This window comes from Roseomonas acroporae (genome assembly GCF_023223525.1).
Taxonomy (GTDB): domain Bacteria; phylum Pseudomonadota; class Alphaproteobacteria; order Acetobacterales; family Acetobacteraceae; genus Roseomonas_E; species Roseomonas_E acroporae.
In genome coordinates, this window is the sequence record NZ_JALPRX010000162.1 from 1 (window position 1) to 16,507 (window position 16,507).

At 72.2% G+C, this 16,507-nt stretch carries 17 protein-coding genes; 6 read left to right on the forward strand and 11 right to left on the reverse strand.

What is annotated here, in order from left to right; all coding sequences use genetic code 11:
- The 4 genes from M0638_RS26855 to M0638_RS26870 form a co-directional block, all read left to right on the forward strand.
- The coding region (locus M0638_RS26855; protein WP_248670027.1) for a hypothetical protein at positions 1 to 1,831 on the forward strand (1,831 nt) is incomplete at its 5' end.
- Positions 1,832 to 1,840: 9 nt separating this feature from the next.
- On the forward strand, positions 1,841 to 3,475 hold the full coding sequence (locus tag M0638_RS26860) for a hypothetical protein (RefSeq protein ID WP_248670043.1): 1,635 nt from the start codon (positions 1,841 to 1,843) through the stop codon (positions 3,473 to 3,475).
- A 165-nt stretch (positions 3,476 to 3,640) separates the two neighbouring features.
- On the forward strand, positions 3,641 to 7,336 hold the full coding sequence (locus M0638_RS26865; protein WP_248670028.1) for a phage tail tip lysozyme: 3,696 nt from the start codon (positions 3,641 to 3,643) through the stop codon (positions 7,334 to 7,336).
- A gap of 282 nt (positions 7,337 to 7,618) precedes the next feature.
- Positions 7,619 to 8,614, forward strand: a complete 996-nt coding sequence (locus M0638_RS26870) for a Bug family tripartite tricarboxylate transporter substrate binding protein (protein WP_248670029.1) — start codon at positions 7,619 to 7,621, stop codon at positions 8,612 to 8,614.
- A gap of 91 nt (positions 8,615 to 8,705) precedes the next feature.
- Here M0638_RS26870 and M0638_RS26875 read toward each other — a convergent pair whose 3' ends face one another.
- The 7 genes from M0638_RS26875 to M0638_RS26905 all read right to left on the reverse strand — a co-directional run bounded on the left by M0638_RS26875 (position 8,706) and on the right by M0638_RS26905 (position 12,207).
- A complete protein-coding gene (locus tag M0638_RS26875) occupies positions 8,706 to 8,894 on the reverse strand; it encodes a hypothetical protein (RefSeq protein ID WP_248670030.1) in 189 nt (62 codons plus the stop codon).
- Positions 8,895 to 8,941: 47 nt separating this feature from the next.
- Positions 8,942 to 9,163 (reverse strand): helix-turn-helix domain-containing protein, encoded by a 222-nt coding sequence (locus M0638_RS26880; protein WP_248670031.1) that lies wholly within the window; start codon positions 9,161 to 9,163, stop codon positions 8,942 to 8,944.
- Positions 9,160 to 9,432, reverse strand: coding sequence for a DUF2442 domain-containing protein (locus M0638_RS26885; protein WP_248670032.1), 273 nt, complete (start codon positions 9,430 to 9,432; stop codon positions 9,160 to 9,162). Before M0638_RS26885 ends, M0638_RS26880 begins: the two co-directional genes overlap by 4 nt.
- Complete coding sequence (locus M0638_RS26890; RefSeq protein WP_248670033.1) at positions 9,429 to 9,680, reverse strand: DUF4160 domain-containing protein; 252 nt, start codon at positions 9,678 to 9,680, stop codon at positions 9,429 to 9,431. The genes M0638_RS26885 and M0638_RS26890 overlap by 4 nt, the downstream gene beginning before the upstream one ends.
- A 128-nt stretch (positions 9,681 to 9,808) precedes the next feature.
- Positions 9,809 to 10,624, reverse strand: a complete 816-nt coding sequence (locus tag M0638_RS26895; RefSeq protein ID WP_248670034.1) for an alpha/beta fold hydrolase — start codon at positions 10,622 to 10,624, stop codon at positions 9,809 to 9,811.
- Positions 10,621 to 11,190 carry a cupin domain-containing protein gene (locus M0638_RS26900; protein WP_248670035.1) on the reverse strand — a complete coding sequence of 190 codons (570 nt, stop codon included), beginning with the start codon at positions 11,188 to 11,190 and terminating at the stop codon, positions 10,621 to 10,623. The genes M0638_RS26895 and M0638_RS26900 overlap by 4 nt, the downstream gene beginning before the upstream one ends.
- A 42-nt stretch (positions 11,191 to 11,232) precedes the next feature.
- Entirely contained in the window at positions 11,233 to 12,207 is a 975-nt protein-coding gene (locus M0638_RS26905; RefSeq protein WP_248670036.1) for a Bug family tripartite tricarboxylate transporter substrate binding protein, read from the reverse strand.
- A gap of 148 nt (positions 12,208 to 12,355) precedes the next feature.
- Here M0638_RS26905 and M0638_RS26910 point away from each other — a divergent pair, with 148 nt between their 5' ends.
- Complete coding sequence (locus tag M0638_RS26910; RefSeq protein ID WP_248670037.1) at positions 12,356 to 13,345, forward strand: LysR family transcriptional regulator; 990 nt, start codon at positions 12,356 to 12,358, stop codon at positions 13,343 to 13,345.
- 190 nt (positions 13,346 to 13,535) lie between these two features.
- Here the strand turns inward: M0638_RS26910 and M0638_RS26915 are convergent, their stop codons facing one another.
- From M0638_RS26915 to M0638_RS26930, 4 genes are all read right to left on the reverse strand, one after another.
- Positions 13,536 to 13,856 (reverse strand): hypothetical protein, encoded by a 321-nt coding sequence (locus M0638_RS26915; RefSeq protein WP_248670038.1) that lies wholly within the window; start codon positions 13,854 to 13,856, stop codon positions 13,536 to 13,538.
- 6 nt (positions 13,857 to 13,862) lie between these two features.
- The gene (locus tag M0638_RS26920) at positions 13,863 to 14,336 is read right to left on the reverse strand and encodes a type II toxin-antitoxin system VapC family toxin (protein WP_248670039.1); all 474 of its coding nucleotides are present in this window, start codon (positions 14,334 to 14,336) and stop codon (positions 13,863 to 13,865) included.
- Positions 14,333 to 15,085 carry a hypothetical protein gene (locus M0638_RS26925; protein ID WP_248670040.1) on the reverse strand — a complete coding sequence of 251 codons (753 nt, stop codon included), beginning with the start codon at positions 15,083 to 15,085 and terminating at the stop codon, positions 14,333 to 14,335. The genes M0638_RS26920 and M0638_RS26925 overlap by 4 nt, the downstream gene beginning before the upstream one ends.
- A gap of 142 nt (positions 15,086 to 15,227) precedes the next feature.
- The gene (locus M0638_RS26930) at positions 15,228 to 15,470 is read right to left on the reverse strand and encodes a helix-turn-helix domain-containing protein (protein ID WP_248670041.1); all 243 of its coding nucleotides are present in this window, start codon (positions 15,468 to 15,470) and stop codon (positions 15,228 to 15,230) included.
- Positions 15,471 to 15,560: 90 nt separating this feature from the next.
- Between M0638_RS26930 and M0638_RS26935 the strand changes: the two genes are divergently transcribed.
- On the forward strand, positions 15,561 to 16,277 hold the full coding sequence (locus tag M0638_RS26935; protein ID WP_248670042.1) for a hypothetical protein: 717 nt from the start codon (positions 15,561 to 15,563) through the stop codon (positions 16,275 to 16,277).
- Positions 16,278 to 16,507: the final 230 nt, after the last annotated feature.

The following is a 16,507-nucleotide window of genomic DNA, read 5'->3' on the forward strand; positions in this document are numbered from 1 at the left end:
TCAGGATCCACCGGAACAGCCGATCGCGATCACCGGAATACGCATCCTCCCCGGGCACCACCATCCCCACATGCCCCAGGTTCCCTATGCCTTCGAAGGCAGCCGCGTCCGCGCGAACGGCACCGTCTCCCCCACCATCCCCGCCGGCGCGTTCGGCGAGCAGATCGGCCAGGCCGCGCAGCGCCAGGCCGAGGCGCTGGCGCAAGGCGGCCAGGCGCTGCAGCGCGTCGCCGGCGGCCTCGACAAGGTCGCGGCCGAGGCCGACCGCTACGTGCAGGCGGGCCTCGCGCAGGAGAAGCTGAACCGCAACGCCGCGGCGCTGACCGACATCAACACCGCCGTCGCCGGTGTGCTGCGCGGCGTCTCGGCGGCGCCGGATGCCGATGCCGTCTACAGCACGTGGGACCGGGGTCTCGCCGAGGCGCGCGACGTGGTGGTGCGCGGCGGGCGGGACCAGGAGGAGAAGGACTGGCGGCGGGCGCGGTTCGACCTCGCCGCCTCCGGGCACCTCTCCTGGCTGGACGGGCAGGCGCGGACGCGGCGGGCGCAGGGCACCACGGCGGCGCTCGACGCGGCCGAGAACAACGTGGTCAACCTCGCCGTCCAGTCCACCAACCCGGAGCAGCTGCGGCAGGCCCGCGAGGACTACCACCAGATGCTCGGTGCGGCCGCCGGCTTCGGCGTCATCGGCGCCGACGAGGTGCAGCGGCGCGAGGCGCGGGTGCTGTCGCGGGCCGACGAGGCGCAGTTCGAGAGCATCCTGGCCACGGACCCGGCGCGGGCCGAGGCGATGCTGTCGAACCCGGCGAACTTCCCGAACCTGCCGGCGACGCGGCGCGGCGACTACCTGATGCGGGCGCAGGCGCGGAACAATTCCGACCTGTCGCGCGCGCAGGTCGAGGACAACGCCCGGCGCCAGGAGGAGACCCGGGCACGGCGGCAGGCGGCCGATCAGGCGGTGCTCAAGCTGATCGATGCCGAGCGGCGGGGCGATGCGCAGGCGGCGCAGGCCGGGCTCGCCGAGCTGCGTGCCAGCGGCGAGGTCGGGACCTATGCCCAATGGTCCGACCGGATCAACGGCCGCCCGCAAAGCGTGACCAGCGCGCAGCGCGACCGCGAGCGGCTGATGCTGGAGGAGCGGTTCCAGGACATGACCAACCCGCTGAGCCGGCAGGAGCTGCAGCAGATGCGGGCGCGCGGCGACCTCAGCGACGCGAGTTTTACCTATGCGCTGCGCCGGCTCGACGTGGAACAGCGCAGCGACGTGCGCGATGCACTCAGCGCGGCGCGCTCGCGCCTCAGCGTGCCGTCGCCGCTGCTGCGCGACGACGACCTGCAACCCTGGCAGCGCAGCGCGCGCACCGAGTACGCCAACCTGCGCGACCGGCTGGGCGAGGAGATGGAGCGGCGTCGGGCGGCGAACGAGTCGTTCGACCCACGGGCCTTCGTCAACGATCAGCTGCGGGCGCTGGCCGATCCGATCCAGCAGAACGAGATCCAGAACGCGCAGGCACGGGTGAGCCGCAACCCGCCGGAGGTGCGCACGCCCGAGGGGCTGGCGGCGGTGCGGGGTCGGTTCGCGGCGTACCAGGAGTATCGCGGCCTCGGCTGGTGGGAGCGGCAGAGCGCCACGACGGTGCCGCCGCCGCGCGTGACCATGCCGGACGGGACGGTGATCCCGGTGGACGCCGACCGGCTCGCGCAGTGGACGCGCGACATCGAGCAGTCGAACCAGCCGACGCGGCCGCGGCTGCCGCAGGGCCAGCCGCCGCGACCCGGCGCCCGGGTGGACGAGACGCCGTCGCCCTTCGCCCCCGGCGCTCAGCGATAGGCCGCCGCCATGTCCGACACGTCCCTCGTCACGCTCTCCCCGGAGCAGGCGCGGCAGCTGCCCGGCCCGCCGGTGAACCTGCCCACCGTGCCGGCCGCGCCCGCCGCTGCCCCAGGCGGCGGCCAGGTCATCGAGATCACCACGCCGCGTGGCGCCCCGGCCGCCGGTGCTGCCGCTGCCGCGCCGATGCCGGTCGGGCCAGCGGAACCCCCGCCGCCCACGGCCGACGAGATCGCCGAGCGGTACGAGGCGCAGTGGTACATGCGCCAGTTCCCGGGCGCGGACGTGGCGCTGCCGACACCGGCGACAGTCCGGCCGGGTGAGGCGGCGGGAGCGGCCGGCCTCGGAGCCACCACCCCCGGCGAGCAGGCCGCGCCGGCTCCGGCCGCTCCTGCTGCCCCCACCGCCACCGATCCCTACCAGGCGGGCCTCGCCGCGCTGGGCCTGTCCGGGCCGCCGGGTGATGCCGGCGCTGCACCAGCCCCGACGCCCGCGCCCGCCACCCCGGCCTCGGCGGGCTTCCTGGAGCGGCTGCGCGGCATGACGCAGGCCATGGCCGAGGCGCGCCCCTCGGTGGCCGGTGGAGCGGTGCGCGACGTGGCGCAGGGCGCGCTCGACCTCGGCAGCGAGCTGGGCCAGTGGGCCAGCCTGCTGGACCGGGACGTGCGCATCCGCTTGCCCGACGCCCGCGGCGGCACGGCCGACGAGGTGGCACGCGGTCTGGTGGCGCTGGCGATCCCGTTCAGGATGACGGCCCGGGCGATGCGGGCGGCGGGCCTCGGGCGGTACGTGGCGACCATGGCCGGCGGCGCCGTGGCCGACATGCTGGCCGACCCGGCGGACGGCAACTTGTCCACCCTGGCGCGCAGCCTCGGGGTCGAGAACGAGGTGACGCGCCTGCTCGACAGCCGCACCGGCGACGACGCGGCGGCCGAGGAGAAGCTGCGCGCGCGGCTGCGCAACGTGGTCGAGGGCGCGGCGGCGGGGGCTGCGATCGACGGGCTGGTGGAGCTGGTCCGGGCCAGCCGGCACGCGGCGCACCGGCTGGCGCAGGGCGGCTTCGGGCCCGAGCCGGCGCCGGCCGGGATGCCGCCGGGCGCCATGGCGATGGCGGCGGAGGAGCCGGCAGGCGGTGGGGCGGCGGCAGCATCGCGCCGTGCCGTGGCGTCGGCGGACGATTTCCGGACCTGGTGGGCGGAGCAGTCCGCGCGGCTTGCCCGTGGCGAGCGTCCCCGGCCGGCGGGGCAGACCTTCTCGGTCGGGCGGATCGAGGATGACGTGGCCGGCTTCCTCGCCCAGCACGACATCGCGCTCCCAGCGCGCGACATCCTTCTCGGCGACGACACGCCGTTCCGCATGGTGCGGGCGAGCAAGGGCGTGAACGCGCTGGCTCCGGCTGACGTGGCACGCATCCCCGAAGTGCTGCGCGATCCGTCGGCGATCTACTGGGACGAGATGAGCCCCGGCCTGATCTATGCCTTCGACCGTCCGGGCTCGGACCGCACCGGCAAGCTCATCGTGCGCGTCGGCTTTGACGCGCGCGACTTCGGGCGCGTGAACATGGTGCGTTCGGGCAGCGGCGTACCGCTCCGGTCCCTGGAGGACCCGAACCATTACACCGTGATCCGCAGGGCTGCGCCGTGATGCGTGGTCTGGCCGCTGAGACGCTTCCCCGGCTCGAACACCGGCACCCTCAGATCCACAGTCCGGGTCACCCCGGAGCGCGCGCGTGGCCAGCGATTTTCCCGCGTTCGGCCAGACCGACCGAGACAGTAGGCGCGGGCCTCCGCGCGTTCAAGGAACACGCCGATGGCTGACAACGCCGGCCTGACGACGCTCACCCCGGAGGAGGCGGCGCGGCTGCCCGGTCCGCGGGTCAACCTGCCGCAGGTGCCGGCAGGCGGCGCCGCCGCGCAGCCGGGCCCGGTGATCGAGGTGGCGCCCCGCGTGCCCGGCGAGCAACCCGCCGCGGCCGGTGCCGGCAGCGCGCCGCCCACCGGTGGGGGCGATGGTGGTGCCGGCGGCGGCGGCAGTGGCAGCGTGCCCCTCGACGCCGCACCGCCGCCGGTGGCGTTCGTGCCGGATGAGGCGGCGCCGGCGACACCCGGCGCGGCCCCGACCGAGACGCGCGACGGCTGGGAGGTGTCGCCGGCCGAGGGCTATGACCCGGCGGCGCGGCGCCCGGGCCAGCGGAACTACCCGCAGTGGCAGCGCACCGACGATGCCCGGTCGGGCCGGGCGACCAACGGCGCACCGGCGCCGGCCAGCCCCGATGCCGTCACCGACCGGCACGTGCGCGTCTTCCAGCAGCTGCGGCGCGAGGGGCTCAGCGAGGCCGCCGCCGCCGGCATCGTGGCCAACCTGCACCACGAGAGCGGGGTGGATGCGGACACCCGGCCGGGTGATGGCGGCGCCAGCCAGTTCATCGCGCAGTGGAACGGCCCGCGCCTCGCCGCGCTGCGCCAGTTCGCCGGCATCCCCGAAGGTCCGATCCCGGAGGAGACGCAGGTCCGCTTCATCCTGCACGAGCTGCGCGAGGGCGGGCCGCAGGAGCGCGAGGCCTATCGGCGCCTCCGGGCCGCCGGCACCGCCGCCGAGGCGGCCGAGGCGTTCAGCCTGCTCTACGAGCGCCCCGCCGGCCGCGAGGCCGAGGCCCGCGCGCGCGGCCGGACGGCCGAGGCGATGCTGGCCGACCTGGTGGCCGGGCGCCCGGTGCGCCTGTCCGCCGGCCCGCGCGGCACGGTGGCCGGCACCACGGACGACGTGGTGCCCGCGCGCGGGGTGCTGGACCTGCTGCGGCGGCTGGGTCGGATCACGCCCGACAGCATGCCGCTGCCGCGGGCGCAGGACTTCATCGACACGGCCGGCGGGCGGATCGCGGTGCGCGAGGCGACCGAGGCCGAGGCGCAGGAGGTGGCCGACATCCTCGGCCGGCCCGGCGGCGCGCCGATGCGCATGGTCTCGACCCAGGGCGCGTACATGCCCACCGACGTGGGGCAGTTCATCGGCGCCGTGCGCGAGGCCAACCGGCCGCTGTTCGACCGCATGCGCCGCTCGACGCAGACGGCCGAGGAGCAGATCGCGCTGGCCGAGCGGATCGGCCTCGACGGGGCGGTGAACCGGATGCTGCGCCGCACGCCCGGGCAGGCGCACAACAGCGAGGAGCTGATCGCCGGCACGGTGGCGCTGGTCAACCTGCAGCGCGAGACCACCGAGGCGGCCGCCGCGCTGCTGACCAACCCGAGCCCGGAGGCGCAGCGGCGCTTCGGGCTGAACTTCGCGCTGACCTCGGCGGTGGCGGCGCAGCTGAACGGCGCGGTGGCCGAGGCCGGGCGGGCGCTGGGGGCGCTGCGGCACGTGCAGCACGCGCTGAACGCCTCGCCGCCGGAACAGCTCGGGCAGATGGCCCAGCGCCTCGGCGTGCTGGGGCAGGCCGGGCCGGACGCGCTGCGGGTCGGGCCGGCACCGAACGACGAGGCCATCGTGGACCTGCTCGGCGGCGGCGAGGTGCTGCGCACCACCGCGGCGTCGTGGATGGCGCTGCCCGACCCGCGCGCCCGCACCGCCATGGCCCAGCGCGGCCTGCTGCGCCGCACGGCGGATGCCATCATCGAGGCCTACGTGAACAGCCTGCTGATGTCGCCGGCGACGCACATCCGCAACCTCATGGGCAACGCCACCATGGGGCTGTGGCAGCTGCCCGAGCGCTTCCTGGCCGGGGTGATCGGCACCGGCCGGCGCGCGGTGCGCCTCGGCTCGGCCGAGCAGGCCTACATGGGCGAGGCGCATGCCATGCTGTTCGGCATGTACCAGGGCCTCGGCGACGCCTTCCGCCTCAGCGCCGAGGCGCTGCGGACCGGCATGCCGGCCGGCGCCACCTCCAAGCTCGACCTGCCGCAGCGCAGCCGCATCAGCGCCGAGGCGCTGGGGCTGAGCGGCACGCCGGGCCGGGCCATGGACCTGTTCGGCACGGTGATGCGCACCCCGGGCCGGGCGCTCGGGGCGGCGGACGTGTTCTTCCGGACCTTCGGCGAGCGGGGCGAGCTGTACGCCCAGGCCTGGCGCGAGCGGAACCGGCTGATGGAGGCGGGCCTGTCGGCCGACGATGCCGCCGACCGCGTGGCCGAGTACCTGGCGCACCCGCCCGAGCGCTGGCGCGACGCCGCCGACGCTACCGCCAGGAACATGACCTTCCAGCAGGAGATGGGCCCGGCGTTGCAGGCGCTGGCGGATGCCATGCAGCACCCGGCGGCCAAGCTGGTGGTGCCGTTCTTCTCGACACCCACCAACGTGGCGCGGGCGGTGATCCAGCGCTCGCCGCTCGGGCTCGCCGTCTCGCCGCAGGTCTGGGCCGACATCTCGGCCGGTGGCGCCCGGGCCGACCTCGCCATGAGCCGCATCGCGCTCGGCTCGACGCTGATGTGGTGGTTCAGCAGCGCGGTGATGGACGGCGCGGGCGATCCGAACTTCCGCCTCACCGGCTCGGCCCCCGGCAACCCGGCGCGGGCGCAGGCCTGGCGGCGCCAGGGGTTCCAGGAGCATTCCGTCTGCCGGCGCGAGGACGGGCGCTGGACCTGCCGCAGCTACGCCGGCGCCGACCCGCTCTCCGGGCTGGTGGCGATGGCGGCCGACACGGCGAACTACCTGCTCGACCACCCCGACGCCGATCCGGGGGTGCTGGACACGCTGCAGAACGCCGCCGTGGCTTCGGCCTTCGGGCTGTACCAGTACACGCTGGATCAGCCCTTCATGCAGGGGGTGTCCGACCTCGCCCGCGCCATGGGCTCGCCCAACCTCGACGCCAGCCAGCGCTTCGCGGCGACGGTGCAGGCGCTGAGCCGGGCGGCGACCAACGCGGTGATCTCGCCGCTGACCGGCGGCACGCTGGGCGGCAGCCTCGCCCGCGCCACCGAGGCGGAGCGGCGCTCGGCCATGCCGCCCACGGGCGACATCGCCCGCAGCAACCCGCTGACGCGGGGCTTCTACGAGGCGCTGGAGCGCAACCCGATGCTGCGCCAGGGCGACCAGCCGCTGCTCAACGTCTGGGGCGAGACGGTGCGGCCCACCGAGGACGGGCTGTGGCAGCTGTTCTGGCCGATCCGCTCGACCTCGGGGCGGGCCGACCAGCTGGAGGCCGTGCTGTACCGCCTCGGCGGGGTGCTGCAACTGCCGGGGCGCAACTTCCCCGGCACCAACGTGGCGCTCGACGCCCGCCAGTACAACGCGCTGCTCCGCGAGATGAACAGCGCGGGCAACGCGGCGGCGCGCGGCGGGCAGACGATGCGCGAGGAGATGGCCGAGCGGATCGGGACGGGCAGCTTCCTCGACATGGACCCGGGGGACCAGATCCAGGCGCTGCGCACCATCCGCGACCGGCGCTGGGAGGCCGCCCGCCGCCGCGTGCTGGAGGACAGCCCGGACCTCGCCCGGCGGGTCGAGCGGGATCGCGACTTCCGGCGGCAGTTCGGCAGGAGCCCGAGGGATGCGGAGGTGGGGGCGGAGTAGGACGCCCGCCTCTGGGAGATCGCGGAGAACCTGCACCGGGCCGAGCTGACGGCCCTGGAGCGTGACGAGCATGTGGCCGAGTGGGTGCGGCTGACGGAGGAGAAGGTGCGTCAAGTTGACGCACCTCTGCCAGGGGGCACCCAACCGAAGGAGCAGGGCATCAGGAAGGCAGCACGAGAGCTTGGCGTCACGCGGCAAAGAGGGCGGCGTCAGCGCCGCCTCACCCGATCGGGGGATGAAACGACCGCGTGGCCGCGGGTAGCCTGTCGGCGGAGGCCGCCCATGTACCACCGCACCGCACCGCGACGACGCGCCCTGCTGGCCGTGCCACTGGCCATCGCGGCGTCGGCCGTCCTGGCACAGCCCCAGACGAGCGCCTGGCCCAGTCGGCCGGTGATGCTGGTGGTACCCTTCGCCGCGGGCGCGTCGCCCGATGTCGTGGCCCGCGTGCTGGCCGAACGCCTCGCCGCCACCTGGGGCCAGCCGGTGGTGGTGCAGAACCTGCCCGGGGCCTCGTCCACCATCGGCGTCGAGCGTGTCGCCAGGTCGGTGCCGGACGGGTACACGCTCGGCCTCACCGGCGACGGCGCCATGGTGGTGCGCGTCAGCATGGATCCGCCGCCGCCCTACGACTCGTGGCGGGACCTCGCCCCGATCAGCCTGCTCGTGCGCACGCGCAACGTGCTGGTGGTGCACCCCTCGGTGCCGGCGGCGACCTTGGCGGAGCTGGTCGCGCTGGCGAAGGCGCGGCCCAGCAGCCTCGCCTACGGACATTCAGGAGTCGGCTTCTCCACTCACCTCGGCATGGAGATGCTGAAGCAGGCGGCCGGCATCGACATCACCGCCGTGCCCTACGCGAACGAGGGTGCGATGTTCACCGATCTGATGCAGGGACGGGTGCAGGTGATGATCGGCAGCGGCCCGGCCATCATCCGCCGCGTGCAGGCGGGCGAGGTGCGGGCTCTCGCCGTCACCTCGCGCGACCGCGCACCGGTGCTGCCGGACGTGCCTACCATCGCCGAGAGCGGCTTTCCCGGCTTCGAGGCGGTGGCCTGGTTCGGGCTGATCGCGCCGGCGCAGACGCCGCCGGCGATCCTGGCGCGGGTGCAGCAGGACACGGTGGCGGCGATGGCCGAGCCGGCGACGCACCGGCGCCTGGACGAGCTGGGGCTGGTGGTGGTGGGCAACAGCCAAGCTGAGTTCGCGGCGCTCATTCCGCAGGAGATCGAGCGCATGGCCGGTGTGCTGCGGCCACTCGGCCTGCTGCGAACCCGCTGACCGCTGTAGGCCGGGTCGCACCGGCCGACCACCCCGACGTGCCGCAGCGTGCGGGCCAGGCCTCCCGGTAGGAGAGCGCGATGCTGGCGCCTTACCGCCGCGCTGCCCGCACCAGCGGCACGATGGCCAGGATGACGGCGGCGGCCAGGATGCCCGCGGCGATCAGCCCGGCCGGCGTCGCTCGGGCACGGGCCTGCACCGACACGCTGCTGCCGAGGCGCAGGTCCACGCTGGCGGTCACCTCCTCGGGGTGGGTCGGGATCGTCGTCGGCTCGCTCATTCCGTCGTCCTCCCCTGCCGCACCCACGTCGTTGCCAGGCCTGACGATCACGCCGCTGCGGCAGCGGCCGGCTTGAAACCGTGGAGGGCCTCGACCAGCGTCCGGTCCCGCTCCATGGCCCACAGCAGACGGATCACCGGCGGCGGGATGTCGCGCTCCTCGGCGACCCACCGCCGCATGGTCCGGCCGTCCACGCCCAGCAGCCGGGCGCCGCCTTCCTGAGACAGGCCCAGCCGATCGAGGGCGGCGCGCAGCGCGGCGCCGCTCATTCCGCCGCGGCCCGTGCCGGGACCATCTGCATGCGCAGCGCGTCGGCGCAGAAGTCCACCACGTCGCCCGCGCCGTCCGGCCACTCGATCGCGGTTCCGTCGAACACCAGCCGGAAGGCGCCCGGCGCGGCTTCGATCGCGCGATACACCTTGCCCCGAGCCACCAGTGGCGCGAGGTCCACCACCCCCTGCGCGCCGTCCGCGAAGGTGAGATGGAGGCGGTAGCCCGGCGCCATGTGGGCGCCCGTGATGCGCTGTTCCTCGATCAATCCAGCCTCCCCGGGTTCTCGTCCTGGCGGACCCGCACCCACGCCAGCGCCAGGTCGGCCTGCTTCGCCGCTGCCCACTCCAGCACCGCCCGACGCTTGTCGCGGGGCAGATCACCGCGGATCACGGCGAGGTCGGAGATGCGGACCAGCATCTTGTCCCGCCCGCAGATGGCGTGGAAATGCGCCGGATCGTGGTCGTTGAAGTAGAGGACGATCAGCACGCCGGCGACGATCGCGACCGTGGGCATCAGCGGAACTCCTGCCGGGCATGCTCGCCCTGACAGCTCTGGATATAGGGCCGATGGCCCTATAGAGCAAGGCAGTCACTTCCGCAGCCTAACGCCAACCCCCCCCCCCCCGTTCTCCAGGATGAACTCTACCGCAGGGCGGCCATGGCCCAGAGGCGACTCTCGATCGCATCCTGGAAGGCCGCCGGGGCCAAGACATGAGGATAGTGCCCGCCACCTTCGATGACCGATACCGCGGCGTGTGGCACATGGGCGCGCAGCGTGGCGCGTGCCTGCTCCGGGATCAGCGGATCGTCGGAGCCTTCCAGCAGCACCGTCCGCACCGTAGCGGGAACGGGTGGGGCGGGTCTGGCTTCGGCGGCGCCGAGCAGGCGTGAGCGCAGGGTTTCGCCCGGCTGTTCGGCGAGCAGCAGGCGCTGGAGTGTCACCAGCGGCGTCGCCGCGGTGGCCTTCAGCCGGTCAGCCCATTGCCGCTTCACCGCCTCGCCGGTCGCCGCGTGTAGGGACGGGATGTCGAACAGCGGGTTGCCGGCTACCGCGCCACCATCCACGAAGCCGCAGCAAAGGAACAACGTGTCGAACCGAGCCGGCGCCAGCGCTGCCGCGTGCTGTAGCCAGTAGGCCGCGAAGGAAGAGCCGAGCACCCGCGCGCGCGCGAGGCCGAGCGCGTCCAGCAGGGCGACGAAGCCGGCGGCCAGCGGCGCCGGGTCGGCGCCCTCCGGGTAGTCCACCGCCAGCAGCCGCCCGCCGCCGGGCGGGGCGGCGAGCTGGCGCACGAACATGTCGGCGGTGCCGAGGCTGCCGGGCAGCAGGAGCAGCGGCAGGCCGGTGCCGCCCGTGTCCCGCACCTGCCATACCACGCCGCCCGGCGCCGGCCGGACCGTCCGGCGCGGCGGCAGGGCGGCGAGGGCCCGTGCCCAGCCGCCTGCCGGCTCGGGGATCAAGCCGGGCCGCCCTGCGAGGCCTGCCACTCGGCGACGCGCCGCATCGCCAGCGGCGTGAACTCCGCCTTGGGCTGGTTGCCGGCGATGACGAAGAGCAGCACGTGCTCCTGCTCCGGCTGGTCGTAGGTGATGTTCATGAAGCGGCGCGCGACGCCGGGCGGGAAGGAGACGACGTCGCAGGGGCCGACATCGACATGCTCCTCCGCCTCGCCCTCGTTCCACGAGCAGCGCCAGCGGCCGGTGACCGGCATGAAGGTCTCGTTGGTGTCGTGGTTGTGCATCAGCGGGCCGCAGCCGGGCCTGGCGCGGGCGAAGCCGAGGTTGAAGCCCTCGTCGATCGGGATTGCCGCCGCGCGCGCGCTGTCGCCGCCCACCGGGCTGGTGGTGGCGCCGCCCTCGTCGGAAGGCGGGCGGAAGCCGATGACGTTGATCAACTCGCGCTCGCACTCGGGCAGCGGGCTGTCCGGCAGGCCGCCCTTGCTGCCCGTCAGGTCGCGGAAGAACGCGATCCGCCCCATCATCTCCTCGCGCGTCCAGGTCCGGACCGGGGGAATGCCGTGTGCCATGGCCGTCTCTCCTGTCGTTTCGGGTGTTGGAAGCCGGCGCCTTCAGGTCTGCTGGATGCCGGCCCGGCGGATCACCTCGCGCCAGGTGGCCCGCTCGGACACCATGAAGTCGTGCAGCGCCTCGGGGGTGCCGCCATGCGCGGCGGCGCCGAGCCCGGCGAGCTTCACCGTCACGTCGGGCTGGGTGAGCGCTTCGTTGATCGCGGCGTTCAGCTTCGCGATCACCGGCGCCGGCGTGCCGCGCGGCGCGACGAAGGCGTACCAGCCGAGATATTCCCGCTCCTCCAGGCCGAGCTCCATGACGGTCGGCACCGCCGGCAGTTGCGGCGCGCGCGCGCGCGTCGTGACCGCGAGGGCGCGCAGCCGCCCGCTCATCACGTAGTCGGCGCAACTGCCGAGCGCCTCCACCGCGACCGGCACCCGGCCGGCGACCAACTCGGTCATGGAGACGGTCGGGCTGCTGACCGAAATGCCCTCGATCTCGATCCCGTGCCGCTGCTTGAAGGCCTCGGCGAGCAGGTGGTTGAGCGTGCCGACGCCGGGGAAGGTGTAGTTGAGCTGCCCCGGCCGCGCGCGGGCGATGCGGACGAGGTCGGCCAGCGTGTCGATCTCGCTGCCCGGATGCGTCAGCCAGACCATCGGCGTGGTGGTGGCGAGAACGACCGGGGCGAGGTCGTCCACCGGCTCCAGCGGCATGTTGCGGTAGAGGCTGACATTGGCGGTCAGGGTGCCGGTCGGCGCGAGCAGCAGCGTGTGGCCGTCCGGCGCCGCCCGCCCGACCTCGCCGAGTGCGATGTTGCCGTTGGCGCCCGGGCGGTTGTCGATGACGATGGGCTGGCCGAGCGTCGCCTGGAGCCGGGGGCCGATCAGCCGCGCATAGACGTCGAAGCCACCGGCGCCCTGCGGCACGAGCACGCGGATGGGCCGGCTCGGGAAGGCGGCATCGGCCCTGGCGGTGGCGGTGGCCGCCAAGCCGGCCGCAGCCATGGTCGCGAACAAGGTCCGACGGTGGATCACCGGCAACGTCTCCCCTACCGACGCATGGCCCGGGACGGGCGGGCCAGCGGCCCGATCCGGGCCATTCGTGCTTCTTCGCGCCGAACCTTGCCCGGAGCGCAGCCCTGCCGGAAACTCTTTCGGGGAACGGGAGCGATAACCGGAAGGAATGGCAAGGCTCACCGACCTGCGTCTGCTGCGCAACTTCCTGCATGTCTGCGAGGCGTCGAGCCTCGCCACGGCGGCCCTGCGCGCGAACCTGTCGCAGCCGGCGATCAGCAAGCAGGTCGCGGCGCTGGAGGCCGGGCTGGGCGTCCGGCTGCTGGAGCGCCATGCGCGCGGGGTCCGCCTGACCGCGGCCGGCGAGGCGCTGCGGGACCGTGCCGCCGGCCTGCTGCGCGACGCCGAGCGCGTGGCGGCCGAGGTGGGCGCCGCCGCCGAGGCGATCCGCGGCGAGGTCGCCGTCGGCGTGGTCAGCTCCCTCCGGGACCTGCTGGTGACGCCGGCGGTCGCGACCTTCCTGCGGCTGCATCCCGACGTGCGGGTGCGCGTGCTGGAGGGGACCTCCCGCGCGATGCGTGACGCCGTCCTGGCGGGGCGCGCGGATTTCGCCGTGATCGCCACCGGCGAGGAGGCCGCGCCGCTGCTGACCCGCACCTTCATCGGCGAGCCGCTGCTGGCCATCGCTCCGCCGGAGGCCGCGCTACGCCTGGAACGGCCGCTGCGCCTTGCCGACCTGATGGGGCGGCCGCTGGTCCTCGTCTCCGCGCCCAACAGCATCCGCACCATTCTCGACACGGCGCTGTCGCGCCAGGGACTGCGCGCGGAGGTGCGAGCGGAGGTCGAGAACGTCGCGACGGCCATGGACCTGGTCCGGCTGGGCGTCGGCTGGTCCGTCTTCACCTATGCGGCGGTTGCGCGCGTGCTGCTGCAGGGGGAGGTTTCCGCCGCGCCGCTGGCCGAGTTGCGCATCAACTGGGCGCTGACCGAGGCGAGGGAACGGCGCGCCTCGGCGGCGGTGACCTCGCTCGGCGCCCTGATCGAGGGCATGGCGCTCGACCTGATCGGGCGCGGAAGCTGGGCAACCGCGCATTGCATCGCCGGGGCGGGCATTGCCGTGGCAAGGCGGCCGGCGGCTTCGGCGCCAGGGACATCGTAGCATCCTGCGGCGCGCCGTTCCTGCGGCAGCTTCAGCAGCGCCCGCGCCTGCCGGCACTGCTCGCTGGTGATCATTCGGCTGGCCTCCGCAGCCTGACCCCCGGTCCCTCGCCGTTGCCGGGGATGAAGATCACGCACCCGTGCTGGTATGGTGAACAGTCGTGGATCAGGCTTGTGTGCCAATTATTCTTTTATTCTAATCTGAAATTCTCATTATCAATGAAAAGATAGATGCGATGCTGCGGGTCCATTGCGCCACAATAGGTGAAGTAAGCACGTCGATTTCTTATATTTGTTGATCGGATAAAGCCGCCCATTTCCGAAAAATCTGCCGCTTTGCAACGACCAGAAGCGAGCAGCGCAGCCGCAGCTCTCTCGAAAATTGTGCCAAAACGCACGTAATCATCCGATTGCGATACGCCTGTGGTCTTTTCATGGACCGCCAGCCGAGGCTGAGCAAGTGCCGGAGATGTTAGGAACACCAGAACGAAAAGTTTAAGTTTCCAGCACATCAAGTTTTAGTTCTTCTTGCCGAAATCTAGAGAAGCCTGTGACACGAACGGGTGGCAAATTTCTATAGCAGGAGCACCCAGTTTACCTGATTTCTTCAAGAGTCTTTCATCGAAGGTGTGCAGTGCCGACACTTTAGCATCTATCGCCGTCACTACGTGCAAAGCGTCTTTTGGCATCACCCCATGATCCCAAACAACATCGCGGGCTGCTTCAGCAAGCCGACGGGTGACATTGACGACGGCGATGTAGTCGCGGCGAAAAAACGCTTGAACCTTGCTACGCTGACTGGCTGAGATCGCTTGTCGGTGTCGCATTGAAAGTACCTCTGCAATGGTTAGTGCAGACGTAACGATGAGCGTCCGACCTGCATCGGCTTCATCGAGCACAGCACGACAGCCGTCTACTTTGCCAGCCTCCTCTTGTAGCCATGCTAGGAAGCAATCGGAGTCCCAATAGACCCGCGAGCGTTCTTTCGTCATGTGAGTGTGCGCAGAATGCCACGCACTTCTTCATGCGTCGGCAAATCATTGTCTAGTGGAAAAGGAACAAGCTCCTCCACCCTCACACGCGCAATAGTGCCGTCTCGTCTGTAACGTATGGATCCGTGTGCTTCCACTCTTCGGCCAAACAGTTTGAGGGCAAGCGGCATCATGTCCTGAGGCACATCACATCGAACCGCCTTACCAAACACGGGCTCATAAATGACAACTCGATAGCCGCCTGCCGAGGTAACGGTATTGAGTTGACCTTCTACCGTGCCGTGATCGGAGTATTCGCCTTCAAGTACAGATGCCACGTGTTCAACCGTCTGGCGCGTGACCGGGACAACTTCTTGCCGGCTCCAAACTCGGACAGTGGTATCCTCGCCGGGCTTGTCACTGGCGGACTGAGCCAAGTGCCTAGCCCCGGTCAGTGCACGTTCGCTGAACGCTGGAGGGTCAAGAGGCTCGCGCTCTAGTTGCTCTAGGCCGCGAATGACGCGCGCCTGTACCCACGCAACAACTGCTGGGGACACACCAGGCGCAGGGCTGGCGCCTATGAGGTTGCTGCCCTTCTTCACTTGGATGCGCCACTCTACGTGCTCGCCGCTCTCGGCCGCGGCGGCGTCGCTTACCTCTGTCAGGATATCGAAAAAGCCAATGACGGCGCGCCGAAATCGGGCCGGCGTGACTGCGGCACCGCTGATCTCCAGCGTGATCTCGCCGTCGATGTCAGCCAGCGTCGCCACGGTCCCTGGAGCTCCCGATCTAGACGCATGATTCTAGCCTGGATGGCAGCGGCCAGGCGCGCCGAAGAAGGACCGGCTGGTAGCATCGTATCCGTAACCAACCCGTTGTCCAGCCGGACCGAAGGCGGCCGGCGCCGGCCGCTTATCCCTCCGCCCTCCGCATCTTCACTCCAGGCTCTCCGCCATTGGTGAAGGCGACGCCAGCGCCTTCAAGCGCCCGTTGCATGGCGTCGAGGTTGTTGCGCATCGGCTGACGCCGCCCCGCCTCAAAATCTCGGACCGTGCTGAGGGAGACCTGCGCCCGCTGCGCGAGATCTGACTGCGACCAATCCAAGAGCGCCCGCGCGGCGCGAACCTGCGCCGGGGAGGGTGAAGCGCCAGACATTTATGTTTACCTCAATACTTTACGTTGACATTTTGATAGCATAGTCGCTATTTGTGGTGACGCCAACGCAAAGCATTGAGGCCAAAGCCCATGCCCCTCGACACCACCCCCACGATCCGCCGCGAGGTCCACGCCGCCGGGCTGGTGTCCGCCGCGCTGGGCCTGCGCTTCTCCGCCATCCCCAACGCCTCGGTCCTGCCCGACCCGCTGCCGCGCGACCGCAGCGTTGTGGTGGTGGTGATGCACCGGTGTCGGTGCTGGTACGTCCGCGAGGCGGCGGCAGGGCACGCGGCCGCCTACTACGACCCGACGTATGGCGACATGCCGCTGGCCGCCGGCAGCCTGGAGGCGGTGCTGGGCGCCGTCGCCGGACATCTGGAGCGCGTCGCCCACCTGGCGCCCATGGTCGAGCACGACCCCGCGGTGCGCGCTGCCCTGGCGGCGGTCGCGGCCGAGGCGGCGGTGGACACGCGGCGCGAGGCGATGGCCGAGGCGGTCGAGGCCCTGCGCGTGGCGAACCGCGCGCCCGGTGGTGCCGAGGCGCGCCGTGCAGCCCGGGCCGCTGCCTTCCGCGCGCTGAACGCCGCCCGCGCCGCCTTGCGCCGGGCCGAGGTGGCGCTGCATGGGCCGCGGTCCCGGCCGGTGCCGGCCCGCTGCCCAAAGCAGGCGCCCGCGCGGCGCGTGCCGGCAGAGGAAATCGGCAAAAACGGCGGATTGCTGCCGATTTCTGAGGTTTCGGGCGCTGGAGGAAATCACCTCGCGCCCGGTTCCAACCCCATTGCCCAGCCGGCACCCACCGCCGGCTGAGCCGTCCGCGCCGGGGCGGCTCCCCGGCATCAGGCGGCGCAGGCGGGTGTGTCCAGCACCCACCCGCGCCTGACCACCAGCAAGGGATACAGCCCCTATGCCTGTGGCTTCCTCTGCTTCTACCACCGCCCGCCGTGGCATGCTCGGGGGCACGGCGTCGCTCCTGGCGCTCGCCACGGCGGTGCCGGCCGGCGCGGTCACGTCCCGGCCGATGGCGACCGACTTCCCCG